Raw genomic sequence first — 18,640 nt, 5'->3', positions numbered from 1 at the left:
ACTCGGGCGGAGCATGAGCGGCTCGCCCTCGTCGATCGGCGGAAAGCGGGGCGCCCGGGGGCGCGGATTGAGGGGGTTGAAGTTCGGGGTGCTGGGCTGGGGGTCACCCGGCCGGCGGTCGCCTCAGCGGTGGTCCACCAGCCGGCTGATCATGTCGCCGATCATCTGGACGAGCTGAACGATGATGATGATCGCGATGACCGTGGAGATCATGACGTCGTCCTGCCAGCGGTTGTACCCGTAGTTGATCGCCATCTGGCCGAGGCCGCCGCCGCCGACGGCGCCCGCCATCGCGGAGTAGCCGATGAGGGTGATCGCGAGCGTCGTGATCGATTGGACGAGGACGGGGGCCGCTTCGCGGACCTGCACGCCCCAGCGGATCTGCCGGTTCGAGGCACCCATCATCTGCGCCGCTTCGATCTTGCCCGGATCGACGGCGAGGATGTTCGATTCGACGAGGCGGGCGAAGTAGGGGACGGACAGGAGGACGAGCGGGACGACGGTCGCCTGCCATCCGAGCGAGGTCCCGACGATGAGGCGGGTCACGGGGATGAGGACGACGATGCCGATGATGAAGGGGAAGGAGCGGACGACGTTGACGATCGCGGACGCCGTCTCGTAGACGGGCCGATTCGGCGTGAGGCCGTTCTTCCCCGTTTGAACGAGGAGGAGGCCGAGCGGCAGGCCGATGAGGACCGTGAACAGGGTCGCGAAGCCCATCATGAGGAGCGTGTCGATGATCGCGGGCACGAACTGCTTGGTGAGCGCCGGGTTGTCGAGCCACTTGGGATCGTTGACGCCGCCGGGCAGGATGCTCGTCAGGGGCGCGGCTCCGAGGAGGGCGGTCTGGGCGAAAGCGGTCATGATCTCACCTCCGCGTAGATGTCGTCCTCGCGCAGGCGCGAGATGATCTTGTCCGCGTGGTAGCTCGGGACGGAGAGCGCGAGCCTGCCGACTTGGACCGTTCCGATGGATTCGAAGGTCCCGGCCGTGACGTCGGCGCCCATCGAGGCGGCGAGGTTGAGGACCGTCGCCCCCGTGGGCACGCCGGGCGTGGAGGTGAAGATGACGTCGAGGAGGGTCGCGTCCTCGCGCAGGTCCGCCTCGTCGACGGAGGGCGCGGGGACGAGTTCGCGGGCGAGGGGGCTGGTCGCGTCGGCGACCACTTCGCCGACGGCGCCGGTCTGGATGACGCGGCCGTGCCCGAGGAGGGTGACGGAGTCGCAGATCTCGCGGACCACGGCCATCTCGTGCGTGATGACGAGGACCGTGACGCCCTCGGATTCGCGGATGGAGCGGATGAGTTCGAGGATCTGCCGCGTCGACTCGGTGTCGAGGGCGGAGGTCGGCTCGTCGCACAGGAGGACCGAGGGCGAGTCGGCGAGGGCCCGGGCGATGCCGACGCGCTGGCGCTGACCGCCCGAGAGCTGCGAGGGGTAGGAGTCGCCGCGCCCGGCGAGGCCGACGAGTTCGAGGAGTTCCTCGACGCGGGCCTTGACCTTGTCCTTGGGAACGCCTGCGAGCTTGAGCGGGTAGCCGATGTTCTGCGCGGCGGTGCGCGCGTCGAGGAGGTTCGCCGCTTGGAAGACCATGCCGATGCGACGGCGGGCTTCGCGCAGTTCCTTGCCGCCGAGGCGGGCGAGGTCGAGGCCGTCGACGACGATTTCGCCTTCGCTGGGGTGCTCGAGGGCGGTGAGGCATCGGATGAGGGTCGATTTGCCGGCGCCGGATTGTCCGACGATGCCGTGGATCGAGCCGCGCTCCACGTGAAGCGTGACGTTGTCGAGGGCGACCACTTCGTTGCCGCCCTTGACGGAGTACACCTTCCGCACTCCGTTAAGGTCGATCATTTCGCCCTCCACTAGGCCGTCGATCCCGTTGTTTGACCTTTTCAGCATAGGTGGCCGTCCGAATCGCCCCAAATAACTCGTTACAACTCTCCACTATTCGAAATGATTTACCCTCTGATCTGCGGAAATAGCGTCTCATTCTGGAAGTGATCCAGGTAACTCCCCCATCGATCCCCCTCGCCGTCCTCAAAGCGCGCACGATCCGCGCCCGTCACCGGATTGAACGAGCCGACCGGATGTCGCGGCCGGGCACGAGCGGATGTCACGGCCGAGCACGAGCGGATGTCAGGGCCGGACGAGCGCTCCCGCGAGTGCGGCGCCGAGGCTCAGGGCCGCCAGGGACAGGGCCCAGACGCCGAGGAGGAGCGCGAGCGCCGGCCCCCTGCGCCCCGCGCGCCAGAGGTTCCAGCAGTCCATGACCGCGGTCGAGAAGGTCGTGAATCCTCCGAGGAAGCCCGTCACGATCAGTGCGCGCGCCAGCTCCGCCCCGGGATCGAGCGCGCGAATCGCGGCGCCCAGGAGGAGGCTGCCGAGGATGTTGACGATCCCGATCCCCAGAAGGGGCAGCGCGGCAGGCCGGCGGACGGGGTCGTCGGAATCGCGATGCCCGTGCAGGCGATGCCGGGCGGCGAGGGCGGTCACGGCCCGACGGACGAGGATGTCGAGCCTCCAGCGCGAGACGGCGCCGAGGGCCCCGCCCAGGGCGATCGCGAACACGGTGAGGGGGTTCATCGGCCCCCTCCCCCGCGCTCATCGCCCTCGTCCCCTTGGAGGAGGGCACGAAGGAGGAGCCACCCGGCCCCCGCGCACGCCACCCCGATGATGAGAAGCAGGCAGGAGGCGGCAGCGGCGGCGAGGATTCCGCCGAGGGCCGGGGCGGCGGACATCCCGGAACGCGTCGCACTGATGAGGGTCCCGTAGGTCGTGAAGGCGCCCGCGAAGCCCGTGGCCGCGAAGAAGCGGAGATTCACCCGGCCGCGCGTCGGAGCGGCTCGGCGCGCGAGGGCCGCCGACAGCGCGCCGAGGAAGAAGGCCCCCACGAGGTCGACGACGACGGTCGACCACATGAGGGGAAGGAATCCCGGCAGCGGGAGCGACCACGGGTGAGCCGCGGCGAGGGCGTCGAGTCCGCCGCGTGCGAGCGCCCCGAAAGCGCCGCCGAGGGCGACGAAGGCCCATGCGGGAATGCGCTCCCCAGTCCCCCGGGTCGATGCCGCGCGCTCAGCGCCTCCCGCCTTCACGCACCCAGTGTAGGGCCTCGCTCCGCATAGAATGGCCCCATGCTCTTCGCCTTCTCCGTCTCCCCCACGACTTCCCCTTCCGCCGACGGCGCCGTCACTGAAGCCGTGGCCCGCGCGGTCAAGATCGTGCGCGAATCCGGGCTCCCCCATGAAACGACTTCGATGTTCACCACGATCGAAGGCGAGTGGGACGAGGTCATGCCCGTCATCAAGGCCGCCTGCGATGCCGTCGCCGAGACTTCGCCGCGCGTTTCACTGGTCCTCAAGGCGGATCTGAGGCCCGGGCGCACCGATGAGATGCACGCGAAGCTCGAGCGCCTCGACTCGGCGATCGCGGACCTTGACTGAACGGGCCTCGGGCGAGCGGGCTCCGCTCGAGGCGGGCGCCGGGCGCTTCGCCCCCTCCCCGACCGGGGACTTCCACCTCGGCAACCTCCGAACGGCCCTCCTCGCCTGGATCTGGGCGCGCCGCAGCGGCCGCCGCTTCCTCCTGCGCATCGAGGACATCGACCGGGTCCGCTCCGGCAGTGCCGAGCGTCAGCTCGCCGACCTCGCCGAGATCGGGATCGACTGGGACGATGAGCCCCTCATCCAGACCTCCCGAGCCGATGCCCACGAGGCCGCGCTGAAAGACCTGGCCGAACGCGGGATGCTCTTCGAGTGCTACTGCTCGCGACGCGACATCCGCGAAGCGGGATCCGCGCCCCACGTCCCGCCCGGCCACTATCCCGGCACCTGCTTGGACCTCGATGAGGCGACCCGCGAGCGCCGCCGCGCCGAACTCGCCGCCGAGCACCGCGCACCCGCCCTTCGGCTGCGCGCCCCCGCGCCCGAATGGACCGTCTTCGACGAGCTCTATGGCCCGTACACGGGCCCTGTCGACCATTTCGTCCTGCGTCGCGCCGACGGCGCTCCCGCCTACAACCTCGCGGTCGTCGTCGACGACGCCCACCAGGGCATCGACCAGGTCGTCCGCGGGGACGACCTCCTCACTCAAGCACCCGGACAGGCGGCGCTCGCCGCCCTCCTCGGCGTGACGCCGCCGACCTACGTCCACGTGCCCCTCGCCCTCGGCCCTTCCGGAGAGCGGCTCGCGAAGCGCGACGGCGCCGTGAGGCTCGGCGAGCTCCACGCACTCGGCTGGTCGACCGCGGATGCGATCGGCTTCATCGGCTCGTCCCTCGGCGTCGAGCGCGCCAGGAGCGCCCGGGATCTGTTCGACGCCCTCGACCTTGGGGCCCTGCGGGCCCTTCCTCTCAAGCCTTGGATCGTCGAGGCGCCCGCGGCCCCCTGAGCGACATGGGCGGCCTCTGGCAGACTAGCCCCATGGATTTCTTCCAGAAGCTCTTCGGGTACAAGGAACCGACCCTCATCGTCGCGGAGTCGGAGACGTGGACCGAACTGCCCGTCTCGGACGAGCTCGACGCGGCGATGGTGAAGCGCGCCCGGAAGGAGGGGTGGACCGGGACCGCCGACGAGGAGCACGCCTTCCACTGCCTCGTCAGGGTCGAGGGCCCCTTCTCGAGCGCCCTGCTCGAAGTGGAGTCCCTCGGCATCAGAATCGCCGTGCTCGACCACGGCACCGCGGCCGGGATCATCGAGCGCATGCGCGCCGACAACGGCCTGCGGGTCACTGCGGTGAAAGCCCTCGCCCGCCTCGACGCGGCGGGCCGGTGGGGCGTCCGGGTGAATATCTGAGCCCTCGGGCACCCGGGGCCGCGACGGGGAAGAACGGGTTAAGGGTCAAAAAGTGTGTCCGGAATCGCGGATTTTCACGGATTGACCTGTAGGTTTCCGGAAAGTATATGCTCCGGAAGCATATATCTAGCCCCCGACGGGAAATCCTCGGTGTGGCAGCCGTGATGTGCTATGCGCGGCGTGGTGTGGTGTCGCAATGTCGAAGAACCAACCACGCTGCCACTGCGGCGGTGAAATGAAACGCAACGGCACCACCAGCAAAGGCACCACCAGATGGCGCTGCAAACAATGCGGCGCCTCCAGCGTCAAACGTCGAAACGACATCACCAACGCGGCAGTGTTCACCCAGTTCATCGAGCATTGCACCACCGCAATATCACTCGACGACCTAGCCAAACGAAACGGTGTTAGCCGCGCCACCATGAAGCGGCGCTTCAAGTGGTGCTGGCTCGTTGATGTGCCTGACCCCACCGCCGGCCACCACAAGCGGATCTACGACCAGGTATTTCTCGATGGCACCTACACCGCCGGTGGCTGCCTGATCGTCGCGGCGACCATCGACCACGTGATCGCCTGGCACTGGTGCAAACACGAAACCACCCGCGACTACCAACTGCTGCTTGAACGCATCGAAGCCCCACTCATCGCCGTCATCGACGGCGGCCAAGGCGCATACAGCGCAATCAAAAAGTGCTGGCCGACTACGAAAATTCAACGCTGCCTCGTCCACGCCCAACGCGTGGTCCGCCGCTACACCACCACCAACCCACGCACCGATGCCGGGCGCACCATCTACCGACTTGCGCTGAAACTGACCCGGATCACCACACTGGATGAAGCCGCCGCGTGGGGTGTGCAACTGCACGAGTTTTCAACGATCTACCGGGAATGGATGAACGAGAAAACCATGATCAAAGACCCCAAAACAGGTGCATGGACCCGCGTGTGGACCCACCACAACGTGCGCAAGGCCTACAACAGCCTCAACCATCTTTGGCGGTCCGAGATGCTGTTTGTCTACCTCAACCCGCCAGCAGGAGTCCTTGCGCCCGAGCGGATCAAATCCACCACCAACAGCTTAGAAGGCGGCATCAACGCCCAGCTCAAACTGCTCGCCAGAACCCACCGCGGCAGATCAGGCGAACGACAACGCCGCATGCTGGATTGGTGGCTCTACTTAAAAACGGAACTGCCTGACGATCCAGTACGAATCGCCAGGCAGTCCGACTGGGGCCAGGGCCAACTCGCCAAAGTATCCACCCTGACCCAAACCGAGAACCAAGCCGACCACGAAACAGGACGCCCAGCCCTCTACGACAACGCTATCGACACCGACTACACCCACTCAATCGGCATTCAAAAAGGCCAAATCTAACCCCCGCGACACGCCGAGCCAGACACACATTTTGACCCTTAACCCACGCTATCGACACCGACTACACCCACTCAATCGGCATTCAAAAAGGCCAAATCTAACCCCCGCGACACGCCGAGCCAGACACACATTTTGACCCTTAACCCGGAAGCCCGAGAAAGGGATGCCCCCTGAAAAACGCAGAACCCCGACCGGTGGATCGCACCGAGCGGGGCCGCTGCGCGCCCGAAGGGACTCGAACCCCCAACCTTCTGATCCGTAGTCAGATGCTCTATCCATTGAGCTACGGGCGCATCGCCGTTTGGCTGACGCCAACTGTACGCGTTCGCCGGGGGCGAATACAAACTGGCGAATGGGGCTTCGATCACACCGGCGGCGCGGCGCTGATCGTGGCGCTCGCCTCCTCCCGTGAGGCTCCGCGAGCGGGTCCCTCGGACTGCGCGCCCGCAGCCCGCGAATGGGCCCTTCGGACTGCGGGTCCGCGCGCGACGATCGACGCGACCGGGAGCGCTTCATAGCGTTGCCCCGCTCCGCGGATCGGGGCTCCCAACCAGCCGATTGGGAGCCCCGGGTGTCCCGCGCTTCACACCAGTGAGGCGGGCAAGGAGTGCTCGTCGATGAGGGCCAGCTCATCCTCGCTGAAGGCGAGGCGATCGAGGGCTCCGAGCGAGTCCCTCAACTGGTCGGGCGAGGAGGCGCCGACGAGCACCGTCGTCACGCGCTCATCGCGGAGCAGCCAGGAGAGCGCCATCTGGGCGAGGGTCTGCCCGCGCTCGCCCGCGAGCGCGTCCAGCGCGCGCAGGCGGGCGATCCGCTCGTCGGAGAGGGCCTCGGGCGAGAGGTAGCGCTGCTCGGTGACGCGCGAGCCCTTCGGGAAGCGGTCGTCGCCGAGGTATTTCGAGGTGAGGAGGCCCTGGGCGAGCGGGCTGAAGACCGCCATGCCGAGCCCGAGCTCGCCGCACACCTCCAGCAGGCCCTTCTCGACGGTCCGGTCGAGCATCGAGTAGCGGGGCTGGTGGACGACGAGGGGCAGGCCGATCCTCCGCGCGATCCCGACGGCCTCGCGCGTCTGCTCGGGCCCGTAGGAGGAGATCCCCGCGTAGAGGGCCTTGCCGGAGCGGACCGCCTGCTCGAGCGCTCCCATCGTCTCCTCGAGCGGGGTCGTCTCGTCGAATCGGTGCGAGTAGAAGATGTCGACGTAGTCGAGTCCCATGCGCGCAAGGGATTGGTCGAGGGAGGCGAGGATGTACTTCCTCCCGCCGCCGCCCGCCCCGTAGGGCCCGGCCCACATGTCGTAGCCCGCTTTGGAGACGATGATCATCTCGTCGCGGTAGGGCTTGAAATCGTGGGCCATGTGCCGGCCGAAGTTCTCCTCGGCGGAGCCGTAGGGCACGCCGTAGTTGTTCGCGAGGTCGAATTGCGTGATCCCCAGGTCGAAGGCGGTTCGCAGGATTTCACGTTGGGAGCCGATCGAGTGGTCGTCGCCGAAGTTGTGCCACAGTCCGAGGCTGATCATCGGCAGGTCGAGTCCGGAGCGCCCGCATCTGCGGTAGTGCGCGCCGACGGCCTCGTAGCGGTCGGGGGCTGCGCTCCACATCGGGTCGAATTGCTGCTGGGCGATCGGGGTGGGCAGCTCGGGGGTGCTCGTCACGGTGTCCTCCAGTGGCGTCGCTGTTCGGTTTCAGGCGCTCCGGCCGGGCGCGTCCTCATCGACGAGGGCGGGGCGGCGCACGATTCAGGGGGAAATGAAGGACCCTCCACGCACCCGGCAGCGCACCCTTATCCTTGCTGCCTTCCGGCCCTGGGGAGGTTCGGATGATACCGTCACGTGGAGGATCGGTTCCAAGTCTACACGGGTCGTGAGGGTCCGCCGAACCGCCTGCGTGACGCCGACTCTGCCCCGGCCCGCCGAACCGATCCTGGAGCGCTCGCAGAACAGGGCCTCGTCCTCGTCAGCAGGCGACCTCGGCGGGCCCGGAGATGATGAGACGGCGATGTATGATCGAACGCATGGCCGAAGTCACTGAGTACCAGTGGGCTGCCGTTCGCAGAATCTCGCAGGACCACTACGACTCGACGCTGGCCTTGCGGAGGCTCGGACCGAGCATGCCCTCACGAGTCGATGCCGGTGTGCATTCCGAAAGCGTCGCGGACATCGTTAAGGAACTCGCGTGCTCGATCGCGAATCTATCCGCCTATGTGGAGACCATCGGCGACCGTGTCGACGAAGCTCTGACGAACATGCAGACCATGGAAGATGTTCTCACCGCCGAATTCACGAGATTCGCGAACGGAGGTGGCGGCAGTGTCTGATGCATTCGACACCACGATTCCCGGCATTCCGGCGGATCTTCATGAGGCGAGCAGCTGGTTCGAGGACTGTTTCAACTCTTTGGAAGAAGTGCAGGATTGCCTTGTTCATGCAGCAAGCATCCGCGAAGTAGCCTGGCAGGGTGCGTCCTCCGACGCCTACTACGAGGTCTGCGGCGCCCTGTCCACGCTCATCCTTGAGATCCAGGCACGATTGAGGGAAGGCGCGGACATCCTGCAGACCTACGGCGACCAGCTGCATCGAGCCCAAAGAGACATGACGGAGATTCTCGATGAGGCCGAGGCCGGAGGCCTCGTGACCGACGGCCCTCTCATCCAGCATCCATTCCTCACTGTCGACCCGGCCCAGTATGCCGACCCGTCCTTCGCCGGAGAAGTCGAACTCGCCGAGCGCCGGGCGCGTCTCTACGAGCATCTGGAATCCGAAGCGGAGAACGCGGCCAACGAGTTGGAGACCTGGGTGGCGGAGTACCTCATTCCCTTCGAGAACAAGATAAGGGCGATCGATCTCAACGGCCTGCTCAGCGATCTGGCACAGAACCTCGGCATCGCCGCTGTGGAGGTCTCCGGCAGCGTGCTGATCGCGAACGCAGAATCGCTGAGCAACGAGGCTGCGAGCCTCGCCAACCGGGCGGACAATGCAGCGAAGTTCAGCCCCCTGAAGGACATCGGTTTCCCTTCGCGCAAGGCGCAGGCCCTTTCGCGAGCCGCCGGATCGCACCTCGCGTCCTCCCGGCTCTCACACGTCTTGGGCAAGGGGCTTGGTGGGCTGAGCTCGCTCGGGGATGTCCTCTTGACGGCCAACAGCATCTGGACATCGGACAACTCTTCAGCAGAGGTCGTCGAGGCGGGTTCTGGGGCCATAACGACTGCAGCAGTTCTCGGTCTCGATATAGCCGGCCCCATCCCCGCGATTGCGGCCGGAGGCGTTGCTGCATTCGGGGGCAAAAAACTTTACCAGAACGCGGCATCACTTGAAACTCAAGAGGATCTCGACGATCTCATCGACAGGACTATCGACAAGATCGACGATGAGTGGGATCGCATTTCTAATGACTACTGATGACCTTAAACGATGCGAATCTACGGAGCACTCATGAGACTTCGCGGATGGCCCTGCTCTGAGAGGCGCTGGCTCAACGCGGCGCGCCTAGTTCTTGGGCTCATCGTCGCCTGCGCCTTTCTTCCGCTCGCGGCGCTTCGCACACTGACGCTTAGTCATCCCGTTCGGCTACTCTTCCTTCTCGTTGCCCTGATCGGCTTCTGCTTTGCCCTGCGCAGTCTCGTCTCGATGGTCGTAGATCGAAAGGCAGCGATTCGCTGGCAGACACGTTCAACGGGCTTGACGCTCACAGGCGGGCCCATTCGATTCCTTCTCGAGGCCCTTGAAGTCCTTATTTCGCTTGCTGCTGGACTCACATTTGCCTATGTCGCTTTTCCTGGCGCGACAGTATCGACCACATTTCTTGTCCGCGCTTTCGCGGTTACAGTACTCGTACTGGTCGATACGATCATTCGACTGGCCCGCCTCGTCGTGTGGCGTGGTGTCAATCCGCGTATCGAGGTCGACCCCGAATGCATCCGGGTCATCAGCACGGACGGCCGTCCCTGGATAGCACGCTGGAAAGACCAGCCTTATGCCAATGAAAGCCTCCGAAGCAATCGAATCGCACTCACCGACAGGAACCACCCCTACCAACGCGTCTCCATGAACGGCGTTCCCGTCACACACGCCTACCTCCAGAACCTCCTCGACCATTTCCGCGAACACCCGGAGGACACCGCCGCCCTCGGCACCCCCGAAGGGCTCGACATCCTCAAACGCATCACCGGCTGATCACCTTCGAGGTCGTGACCTGCCGTGCAGGAAGCAATGGCCGGGCGAGCGGGTGCTATGGCCGAGGGGTGCACGAGGGCGGAGCGGGTGGAAGTGATGCTCTCGACAAGAGGGGCGGGGCGGGGTCAGTCAGCAGGATTCGCGGGCGATGAGGCGGGTCGGCAGGAGGATGGGCTCCCTGTTCCAGGTGCCGTCGCTCATTTCCCGAAGCATCCGCGCCGCGGCCCGCCCCATTTCCTCGGCCGGGTTGTCGATGGTGGGTTAAGGGTCAAAATGTGTGTCTGGCTCGGCGTGTCGCGGGGGTTAGATTTGGCCTTTTTGAATGCCGATTGAGTGGGTGTAGTCGGTGTCGATAGCGTGGGTTAAGGGTCAAAATGTGTGTCTGGCTCGGCGTGTCGCGGGGGTTAGATTTGGCCTTTTTGAATGCCGATTGAGTGGGTGTAGTCGGTGTCGATAGCGTTGTCGTAGAGGGCTGGGCGTCCTGTTTCGTGGTCGGCTTGGTTCTCGGTTTGGGTCAGGGTGGATACTTTGGCGAGTTGGCCCTGGCCCCAGTCGGACTGCCTGGCGATTCGTACTGGATCGTCAGGCAGTTCCGTTTTTAAGTAGAGCCACCAATCCAGCATGCGGCGTTGTCGTTCGCCTGATCTGCCGCGGTGGGTTCTGGCGAGCAGTTTGAGCTGGGCGTTGATGCCGCCTTCTAAGCTGTTGGTGGTGGATTTGATCCGCTCGGGCGCAAGGACTCCTGCTGGCGGGTTGAGGTAGACAAACAGCATCTCGGACCGCCAAAGATGGTTGAGGCTGTTGTAGGCCTTGCGCACGTTGTGGTGGGTCCACACGCGGGTCCATGCACCTGTTTTGGGGTCTTTGATCATGGTTTTCTCGTTCATCCATTCCCGGTAGATCGTTGAAAACTCGTGCAGTTGCACACCCCACGCGGCGGCTTCATCCAGTGTGGTGATCCGGGTCAGTTTCAGCGCAAGTCGGTAGATGGTGCGCCCGGCATCGGTGCGTGGGTTGGTGGTGGTGTAGCGGCGGACCACGCGTTGGGCGTGGACGAGGCAGCGTTGAATTTTCGTAGTCGGCCAGCACTTTTTGATTGCGCTGTATGCGCCTTGGCCGCCGTCGATGACGGCGATGAGTGGGGCTTCGATGCGTTCAAGCAGCAGTTGGTAGTCGCGGGTGGTTTCGTGTTTGCACCAGTGCCAGGCGATCACGTGGTCGATGGTCGCCGCGACGATCAGGCAGCCACCGGCGGTGTAGGTGCCATCGAGAAATACCTGGTCGTAGATCCGCTTGTGGTGGCCGGCGGTGGGGTCAGGCACATCAACGAGCCAGCACCACTTGAAGCGCCGCTTCATGGTGGCGCGGCTAACACCGTTTCGTTTGGCTAGGTCGTCGAGTGATATTGCGGTGGTGCAATGCTCGATGAACTGGGTGAACACTGCCGCGTTGGTGATGTCGTTTCGACGTTTGACGCTGGAGGCGCCGCATTGTTTGCAGCGCCATCTGGTGGTGCCTTTGCTGGTGGTGCCGTTGCGTTTCATTTCACCGCCGCAGTGGCAGCGTGGTTGGTTCTTCGACATTGCGACACCACACCACGCCGCGCATAGCACATCACGGCTGCCACACCGAGGATTTCCCGTCGGGGGCTAGATATATGCTTCCGGAGCATATACTTTCCGGAAACCTACAGGTCAATCCGTGAAAATCCGCGATTCCGGACACACTTTTTGACCCTTAACCCTCGATCGTCAGGGCGGGAATCGCCTCCGCCGCGGCCTCGGTCCCGTCGAAGCCGATGACGCGCAGGTCCTCGGGTATGCGGATCCCGTGCGACTTCCACACGCGCATCGCCGCGAGCGCCATCGGGTCCGAAGACACGAAGACCCCGTCGATGTCTCCTGCCGTGATGAGAGGCGCGAGCTCATCGGCGGCCGCCTCGCCCGATGCAGGGGTGAAGCGGGCCTCCGCTTCGAAAGGGACCATGCCCTGCGCCGAGAGGAGCTCCCGAAAGCCGAGCAGACGATCCGAAGCAGCGACCATGTCGAGGGGGCCCGTGATGATCGCAGGGCGCTTGACCCCCGCCTCGATAAGACGTCGGGCGGCAATCCGCCCGACCTCGAGGTTGTCGACGTCCACCCAGCAGGGAGGAGGATCCTCGATGAAGGGGCGGCCGATGAAGACCACGGGGAGCGGCGCCGAGAGGTAGGAGTCGAGCTGCTCGGGGATCCGGTGGTGGGAGACGACGATCGCCCCGTCGACGCGCCCGTCGCGCAGGAAGGCCGCAGCTCTCTTCGAGCCGTTCGCGCTGTCCGCGAAAGCGGTGACGAGCTGGATGTCGGATGCGGCGAGTACCCGCGACAGGCAGATCGCGATGCGCGCGAAGAAGGGATCGGTGAAGACCAGCAGATCCGGCTCGGGGATCATGAGAGCGACCGTGTCCGTCCGCTGCGTGACGAGCATCCGGGCCGCCGAGTTCGGCACGTAGCCGAGCTCCTTGACGGCCCGCTCGACGGCGGCGAGGTGGGCCCGGCCTCGCTTGTCGATGCGGACGAGGGGCGAGCGGTCCTCCGGGTCGGCGGCGGCGACCATCTGTCCGTTGTAGAAGTTCACGCCGAGCACCTCGATGGGCGCGTTGATGATCTCGAGGTCGCCCACGTGGATCCAGGTGCGCATGTCGCAGCGCTCGTCCCCGTCCTCGGTGGCCGCCATGTCGGCGACGACGTCCTCAGGGTAGGCGCCCCGGAAGATCGGGTCGAGGAAGAGGCGGTTCGCAGTCCCGTCGATCCTGCGCGCCGCATCGAGGTCGGCCTCGTTGGACGGGTCGGCGGGGTGGGCGACCGTGAGGTTCAGGGTGATGCCGATGCTCGGCTCCTCCGAGCGCGCTGCCGCGGCCTCGCGAATGGCCTTGACGCCCAGGCCGTGGGCGAGCAGGAGGTGGTGGACGGCAGCGACCGCCTCACCGGGGTCCGTGTGAGCGGGGGCGTGCTCGCCGCCCGCGTAGGACAGTAGCGAGGAGCACCAGGGCTCGTTGAGGGTCGTCCACACGCCGACCTTCGCACCGAGACGCTCGTAGAAGGCGAGCCCGTCCTCGTTGAGGGTACGCCCGTCGGGCATGACGCGAGCCCAGGATACCGAGAAGCGGAATGTCCCCACCCCGAGATCCTTCATGAGGGCGATGTCCTCGTCGAGGCGGTGATAGTGGTCGCAGGTGACGTCGAGGTTCGAGGAGTCGAGGAGTCGAGGAGTCGAGGAGTCGAGGAGTCGAGGAGTCGAGGATCGCACCGGGCTCTCGGGCGTAGGCGTCCCAGATGGAGTGGCCCTTCCCGCCCTCGTGGGCGGCGCCCTCGATCTGCGCGGCGGCGGTGGCGACGCCCCCAGCGGAATCCCTCGGGGAAAGAGAGTGGTCATCCTTTGACGGTTCCTTGCATGATGCCGGCGACGAGCTGGCGTCCGGCGGCGACGAGCTGGCGTCCGGCGGCGACGAACAGAATGAGGAGGGGCAGTGTCGCGACGACGACGCCCGCCATGACGAGCGAGTAGTCCTTGAAGTAGGACGCCTGGAGGAGCTGGAGGGCGACCGGGAGAGTCGGGTTTTTCGCTCCGAGGACGATGAAGGGCCAGAAGAAGTTCGTCCAGCTCCCCACGAAGGTGAAGAGGGTCAGCATCGAGGCCGCCGGACGCGCAGCCGGCAGGGCGACCGACCAGAAGGTGCGGAACATCGAGGCGCCGTCGACGCGGGCCGCTTCGATGAGCTCGTAGAGTGCGTCGCGGATGTACTGGGTCAGCCAGAACACCCCGAAGGCCGTGACCGTCGTCGGGACGATGACCGAGACGAGCTCGCCGTTCCGCCCGAGGGCCGGGTCACCCGAATACGCCCGCTGGGCACGGAGCTCGACTCCGTGCCCAGCGGGCCCTCATATCGCGAGGAGGACTACGCGCGCTGCTTCTTCACCGTGCGCATTCCCACTCCTGCGAGGAAGAGCAGGGTCGCCGCCGCGGCCGCGAGGGCGGATGCCCCGCCCGTCGAGGCGAGCGCGCTCGCGCTCTTCCCCGGGCTCTGCGGAGCCGCGGGCAGGACGGCCGAGGCGGCGACGGCCCGCATCGGCTTCGCGAACACGTCGAATGAGGCTTCAGCGGTGTGCCCGTTCTCAATCGAGGCGACGACTCGGTGCGCACCGGCGGAGAAGCCCTCCGGCACGGTCCAGTCCAGGGTGGCCGTCCCGTCCGCCCCGACGCGGGCCGTGCCCACGACGAGGGGATCGGAGTGAACGGTGAAGGTGACGTCCTGTCCGACCGCGAAGCCCGTCGCGGTGAAGGAGATGGCCGATCCTGCTTCGACGCCCGACCCCGAGGGCACCACGGCGCGTTCGGGCATCGGCACCGCCTCGGGCTCGCCGTAGGGGAAGTCGTCGCAGACGTCGCCGATTCCGTCGCCGTCGGCGTCGGCTTGATCCTCATTACGATCGGCGGGGCAGTTGTCGATCGCGTCATCGACCGAGTCCCCGTCCCGGGTGACGACGAGCGGCATCTCGGCCGTCGCGGTCTTCCCGTATTCATCGGTGACCCGCAGGGTGACGTTCGCACTGATCGGAGCGTCGAAGCGCGCCGAATGGACCGGGTTCGCGGCGATTCCGTTCTCCGTGCGGGTGACGGCCTCGAAGACCCCGTCGCCGTTGACGTCCCATTCGTAGGAGACGAGTTGCCCTTCGGCTGCGAAGGAGCCGGAGGCGTCGAATTCGACGTCCTCGCCGATGCCCGCGGGATCGATGGTGGATATGCGGGCCGTCGGCGCTTCGACGATGAGGGGCTTGAGGGTCTGCGCCGTGGTGACGTGACCGCCGGTGTTGAGTGCGAGGTCCTTCACCGATGCGTCGACGCTGTCGTCGGGGTCGATGACGAGGACCTCGGCGACGTCGGCGGTGAATGCGTTGCGCAGGAGCCTGTCCCAGTCGGGGGTCTCGCCTTCGGGGGCTTCGGCGTCCCCGAGGAGGATGACGACTTTACGGGCGCCGGCCTTCCACTCGCTTTGGAGGGCCGTGTCGAGGGCTTTGTAAGTGGAGGGGCCGCCGCCCTGCTCGCTTCCTGTCGCCACTGTGCCCAGCGAAGCCGTCAGGGCCTCGGGGCTGTCGAAGAAGACGCCGTTCTTCGTCACCGAAGCACTCGGATCAGCGGCGTTCCGGTAGGTGATGAGGCCGAATCGAGCGGCCTTGCCGCCTTCGTTCGCCTTCTGCGAGACCTCGGAGGTGATGCGCGTTATCTGCTTCTTCAGATCGGCGAGGGATTCGGCGGTGTCGAGGGAGTCCTCGAGGGCGAAGACGAGGTCGATGTCGCGCGAGAATGCGCGCGTCGTGCGGACGGAGGCGGGGATGCCGACCTCGCGCTGGAGGAGCTTGCCGATCTCCTCATGCCCGGTGATGTTCGGGTGGTACCAGTAGGCGGGCGTCGTGAGGGCCCTCTCGGACTGGGTCTTGCCGTCAGGACCGATCTTGCCCTCGGTTTCCAGGAACTCGTTGATCCAGCGGTAGTCGTTGCGCTTGGTCGTATCCGGATCCGGTTCGTGCCCGGCGAAGAGCACCTCGACGGGGACGTAGGTGAGTCCGACGTCGTTGTGCTCGGCGCGATTCCATTCATCGACGAGTTGCTGCTGACGCGCCGTCGCCTGCTGGCCGAATGCGCGGATCTCCTGGGCCGCCGGGTAGGGCGCACCCCAGAACCACGGCTTCATCTGCCACGAGGTCTCGATGGAGAGCAGGGGGTAGCCGACGAGGACGATCTGCGCTCCGGGGCGGATCTTCGCAGCGACTTGCGTCAAGAGGTCCTGCGTCCGCTGAACGACCGAGGGGAACACATCCTTCGCCTTGCTCATCGCGCCCTTGCACTTGTCGATCGTCGCGACGAAGGGGATGTTCGTGAAGCATGAGGTCACGATGTTCGCGAATTCGACGTCGTTCCCGCCCGCGGTGAGCATGACGACGTCCGACTCGGGGTCGAGGGCGGGCAGCTGCGTGTTGAGGACGTCGTTGATGACGGCGCCCGAGAAGGCGTAGTTGCGGATCGTCGTGTGAACGCCCTGTCGGTTCAGCCAGTTCGAGTAGGTGTGCCCCCAGTTGCGGGTGGAGCGCAGGCTGTCCTTGGGCCCGTAGTAGGAGCCGGCTCCGTTGCCGGCGGTGTAGGAGTCCCCGATGAGGGACAGGGTGAGGTACTTCCCCGTGTCATCGGCCTGCGCCGCGGGGGCGAGCACCGCGAGGGCGACGATCGCAGCGGTCATGCCGCCCAGGAGTTTTCTGAAAAATGGTTTCATCTTTAGAGGTATTGCATACGAACGCGGAGGACGCCCGACTCGGTGCCGGCGCGATCGGCTTCGCCGCTCATCCTTTCTGAACTCTTCGGCTCCGCCCCTTGCGGAGCCGAGACCGTCATGAACAGGGTCAATCCCTCGGCGTCGATGCGGCGCGCGCACCAGAGAAGATCCGGCATGCACTCCTCGTCGATCGCCCATCCCGTCCTCGTCGCCTTGGCCCGCAGTTCATGCGAGAGCCCGTCGGCCGTGGCGGGGACTCCGGATCCGGGGGACGGGGCGATCTCCGCTTCGACCCATTGGGGGCGAGGCTTGTCCAGAAGGGCCCGATGCGGTGAGCGATCAACGATGCGGCTGGCCAGCCCTTCATCGGAGGCGATCACCTCCTGGCTGGACAGACGGGCGAGCTCGTCCGACGTCCCCCAGTACCCTTCGTGACGACCCCAGTCCCATGCGCCGTAGATCCCGGTCAGGGCGACGCAAGCACTGACCACTGCGATGAGCGGCATCGCCCTCACAGCCCGTCGCCCCTCACCCATGGCGCGCGGCTCACCGGGGGCGTTCCGCTGCGGCGAAAGGGGTATTCATCGTGTACGGCATGGGGTCCACCTCTGTCGTGCCGGGCGAAGGACTCGGCGTGCGCCGCACACCGATACGCCATTCCTAACACGTCCATCGTGCTCAGCGCCGGCACTTCCCCAACTTCTTCAATATTTGGATTACATGACGGGGAACACGCCATCATTCCATCCCCATCACCCGATGGGCTCGGCACCAAGATTCAGGACTCCGAGCCGCAGAAGGCGAGAAGTCGCCACCTTCGCAGAAGGCCCGCGCGGGCAAACCCGGAACCGCCGCCCCGACCAGCACGCGGCGCCCGCCCGTGCGCGCCGCGCTCAAGACCGTCGCCGGCGGCCGAGGGCGGTGAAACACTTCGGCCCGGCGCCACTCATTCGCGTGACGCCGGGCCGAAGCAAGGGCGGAGGATGGGGGATTCGAACCCCCGAGGGCTTGCACCCAACACGCTTTCCAAGCGTGCGCCATAGGCCACTAGGCGAATCCTCCAGCACGCACCGAAGTGCGCTCGACCATCCTAAACGCTAGGAGCGCCAAAACGCTAACCAGCGGCGAGCGGCGGAGCATGGGGTGCCTCACGCCGCCCCGGCTCAAGAAGCGGAGCGATAGCGGTTCACGAAGTTCGCCACGACCCTGCCCGCCTGATGGCGCCCCCTCCCCTCTCGACCGATCACGACGAGGTAGTCGACGTCGTCGGTCCCCGGATAGCCCGCATCCTCCCAGCGCTGAAGGGCATCCGAAATGAGGTCCGAGTCCAACTCGGGGTTGAACTGCGTCGCATAGAAGTTCTCGGCGAACTTCACGATCTGCGCCGGGCAGGTGATCGACTTGGCGAGCACAGTCGCGCCGGGAGGGAGCGAGGACACGGCCTCGCGATGATTGACGAAGGTGGGGAAGGTCCGCGGGAAGTCCTCGAGGAGCGGGTCCGCGATGCCATCGGCGGTCAGGAGGATCTCGACGAGCTGCGACTCCTCCGCGCATTCCGTCGACATGCTCCCCCCCATGAGGACGGTGGCGATCTCCGTGCCGTATCCGGTCGTCAGGCAGGGCGCACCCGCTTCGAGGATGTCTGCGAGGAGGTGGCGCAGCTCCGTCTCGACCCTGCGCTGCGAGGGCGTCTTGAAGTCGTCGAGCGTCGTCGCGCCAAAGGGCGAGCCCGCGACGATGATCCCCGAATAGGCCCGCACATCGATCTCCGGCAGGCCGAGCATGTCGAGCCTGACCTGCTCGAGCTCCTGCTCCTCGAGACCCGAGACGCTCAAGAAGGCGGAGTACTCCGCCTCGATCGCCTCTTCCTCAGGACGAGTAGAAACCAAGAGAAAGGATGCCATGTCTCAAGTCTAAGTAAAGTCGACTCGAGGGGTCGGGCGTTCCGCCAAATGGCGCTCCGCCCTCGTCGATTCGGACGAGGGCGGAGCGCGAGGGCAAGGG

General features: G+C 65.9%; 19 protein-coding genes, 2 tRNA genes and 1 other RNA gene. 7 read left to right on the top strand and 15 right to left on the bottom strand.

Annotated features, from left to right (window positions below; translation table 11 throughout):
• Positions 1 to 123: 123 nt before the first annotated feature.
• The 4 genes from HD592_RS01830 to HD592_RS01815 form a co-directional block, all read right to left on the bottom strand.
• Positions 124 to 864 (bottom strand): methionine ABC transporter permease, encoded by a 741-nt coding sequence (locus HD592_RS01830; RefSeq protein ID WP_184451474.1) that lies wholly within the window; start codon positions 862 to 864, stop codon positions 124 to 126.
• The gene (locus tag HD592_RS01825; protein WP_154475374.1) at positions 861 to 1,850 is read right to left on the bottom strand and encodes a methionine ABC transporter ATP-binding protein; all 990 of its coding nucleotides are present in this window, start codon (positions 1,848 to 1,850) and stop codon (positions 861 to 863) included. The genes HD592_RS01830 and HD592_RS01825 overlap by 4 nt, the downstream gene beginning before the upstream one ends.
• 285 nt (positions 1,851 to 2,135) lie before the next feature.
• A complete protein-coding gene (locus HD592_RS01820) occupies positions 2,136 to 2,582 on the bottom strand; it encodes a fluoride efflux transporter FluC (protein WP_184451473.1) in 447 nt (148 codons plus the stop codon).
• Positions 2,579 to 3,091: a CrcB family protein gene (locus HD592_RS01815; protein ID WP_320658143.1), complete on the bottom strand. Its 513-nt coding sequence runs from the start codon at positions 3,089 to 3,091 to the stop codon at positions 2,579 to 2,581. Before HD592_RS01815 ends, HD592_RS01820 begins: the two co-directional genes overlap by 4 nt.
• A gap of 39 nt (positions 3,092 to 3,130) precedes the next feature.
• Here HD592_RS01815 and HD592_RS01810 point away from each other — a divergent pair, with 39 nt between their 5' ends.
• From HD592_RS01810 to HD592_RS01795, 4 genes are all read left to right on the top strand, one after another.
• Positions 3,131 to 3,439 carry a thiamine-binding protein gene (locus HD592_RS01810; protein ID WP_184451471.1) on the top strand — a complete coding sequence of 103 codons (309 nt, stop codon included), beginning with the start codon at positions 3,131 to 3,133 and terminating at the stop codon, positions 3,437 to 3,439.
• Positions 3,432 to 4,385: a tRNA glutamyl-Q(34) synthetase GluQRS gene (gluQRS, locus tag HD592_RS01805; RefSeq protein ID WP_246429960.1), complete on the top strand. Its 954-nt coding sequence runs from the start codon at positions 3,432 to 3,434 to the stop codon at positions 4,383 to 4,385. Before HD592_RS01810 ends, gluQRS begins: the two co-directional genes overlap by 8 nt.
• A gap of 32 nt (positions 4,386 to 4,417) precedes the next feature.
• On the top strand, positions 4,418 to 4,789 hold the full coding sequence (locus HD592_RS01800) for a hypothetical protein (protein WP_184451469.1): 372 nt from the start codon (positions 4,418 to 4,420) through the stop codon (positions 4,787 to 4,789).
• 196 nt (positions 4,790 to 4,985) lie between these two features.
• The gene (locus HD592_RS01795; protein WP_005323424.1) at positions 4,986 to 6,164 is read left to right on the top strand and encodes an IS256-like element IS1249 family transposase; all 1,179 of its coding nucleotides are present in this window, start codon (positions 4,986 to 4,988) and stop codon (positions 6,162 to 6,164) included.
• Between the two features lie 220 nt (positions 6,165 to 6,384).
• Here the strand turns inward: HD592_RS01795 and HD592_RS01790 are convergent.
• The 3 genes from HD592_RS01790 to ffs all read right to left on the bottom strand — a co-directional run bounded on the left by HD592_RS01790 (position 6,385) and on the right by ffs (position 8,005).
• Positions 6,385 to 6,457, bottom strand: a tRNA-Arg gene (locus tag HD592_RS01790).
• Positions 6,458 to 6,747: 290 nt separating this feature from the next.
• Positions 6,748 to 7,815 (bottom strand): aldo/keto reductase, encoded by a 1,068-nt coding sequence (locus HD592_RS01785; protein ID WP_320657974.1) that lies wholly within the window; start codon positions 7,813 to 7,815, stop codon positions 6,748 to 6,750.
• Between the two features lie 94 nt (positions 7,816 to 7,909).
• An RNA gene (gene ffs / locus HD592_RS01780) (signal recognition particle sRNA small type) lies at positions 7,910 to 8,005 on the bottom strand.
• Between the two features lie 157 nt (positions 8,006 to 8,162).
• Here ffs and HD592_RS01775 point away from each other — a divergent pair.
• Genes HD592_RS01775 through HD592_RS01765 form a run of 3 tightly spaced genes read left to right on the top strand, consistent with a single transcriptional unit; the run spans position 8,163 to position 10,332 of the window.
• Positions 8,163 to 8,477 carry a hypothetical protein gene (locus tag HD592_RS01775; RefSeq protein WP_184451468.1) on the top strand — a complete coding sequence of 105 codons (315 nt, stop codon included), beginning with the start codon at positions 8,163 to 8,165 and terminating at the stop codon, positions 8,475 to 8,477.
• Complete coding sequence (locus HD592_RS01770; RefSeq protein ID WP_184451467.1) at positions 8,470 to 9,558, top strand: hypothetical protein; 1,089 nt, start codon at positions 8,470 to 8,472, stop codon at positions 9,556 to 9,558. Before HD592_RS01775 ends, HD592_RS01770 begins: the two co-directional genes overlap by 8 nt.
• Positions 9,559 to 9,591: 33 nt before the next feature.
• On the top strand, positions 9,592 to 10,332 hold the full coding sequence (locus HD592_RS01765; protein ID WP_184451466.1) for a hypothetical protein: 741 nt from the start codon (positions 9,592 to 9,594) through the stop codon (positions 10,330 to 10,332).
• Between the two features lie 129 nt (positions 10,333 to 10,461).
• Here the strand turns inward: HD592_RS01765 and HD592_RS12560 are convergent, their stop codons facing one another.
• The 8 genes from HD592_RS12560 to HD592_RS01725 all read right to left on the bottom strand — a co-directional run bounded on the left by HD592_RS12560 (position 10,462) and on the right by HD592_RS01725 (position 18,540).
• Positions 10,462 to 10,587: a substrate-binding domain-containing protein gene (locus tag HD592_RS12560; protein WP_425503118.1), complete on the bottom strand. Its 126-nt coding sequence runs from the start codon at positions 10,585 to 10,587 to the stop codon at positions 10,462 to 10,464.
• A gap of 149 nt (positions 10,588 to 10,736) precedes the next feature.
• Positions 10,737 to 11,915: an IS256-like element IS1249 family transposase gene (locus HD592_RS01755; protein ID WP_005323424.1), complete on the bottom strand. Its 1,179-nt coding sequence runs from the start codon at positions 11,913 to 11,915 to the stop codon at positions 10,737 to 10,739.
• A gap of 154 nt (positions 11,916 to 12,069) precedes the next feature.
• Entirely contained in the window at positions 12,070 to 13,617 is a 1,548-nt protein-coding gene (locus HD592_RS12325) for a family 1 glycosylhydrolase (protein ID WP_343058700.1), read from the bottom strand.
• 122 nt (positions 13,618 to 13,739) lie between these two features.
• Positions 13,740 to 14,159 (bottom strand): carbohydrate ABC transporter permease, encoded by a 420-nt coding sequence (locus HD592_RS01745; protein WP_320657984.1) that lies wholly within the window; start codon positions 14,157 to 14,159, stop codon positions 13,740 to 13,742.
• Positions 14,160 to 14,266: 107 nt separating this feature from the next.
• Entirely contained in the window at positions 14,267 to 16,603 is a 2,337-nt protein-coding gene (locus tag HD592_RS01740) for a GDSL-type esterase/lipase family protein (protein WP_184451464.1), read from the bottom strand.
• A gap of 35 nt (positions 16,604 to 16,638) precedes the next feature.
• Positions 16,639 to 17,151: a hypothetical protein gene (locus HD592_RS01735; protein WP_184451463.1), complete on the bottom strand. Its 513-nt coding sequence runs from the start codon at positions 17,149 to 17,151 to the stop codon at positions 16,639 to 16,641.
• A 462-nt stretch (positions 17,152 to 17,613) separates the two neighbouring features.
• A tRNA-Ser gene (locus tag HD592_RS01730) sits at positions 17,614 to 17,698 on the bottom strand.
• 101 nt (positions 17,699 to 17,799) lie between these two features.
• Complete coding sequence (locus HD592_RS01725) at positions 17,800 to 18,540, bottom strand: glutamine amidotransferase-related protein (RefSeq protein ID WP_184451462.1); 741 nt, start codon at positions 18,538 to 18,540, stop codon at positions 17,800 to 17,802.
• Positions 18,541 to 18,640: the final 100 nt, after the last annotated feature.

The sequence above is a fragment of the Schaalia hyovaginalis genome, from assembly GCF_014208035.1.
GTDB lineage: Bacteria > Actinomycetota > Actinomycetes > Actinomycetales > Actinomycetaceae > Pauljensenia > Pauljensenia hyovaginalis.
The sequence above is the reverse complement of the archived record's forward strand: the minus strand, read 5'-3'. Positions and strand labels throughout refer to the sequence as shown.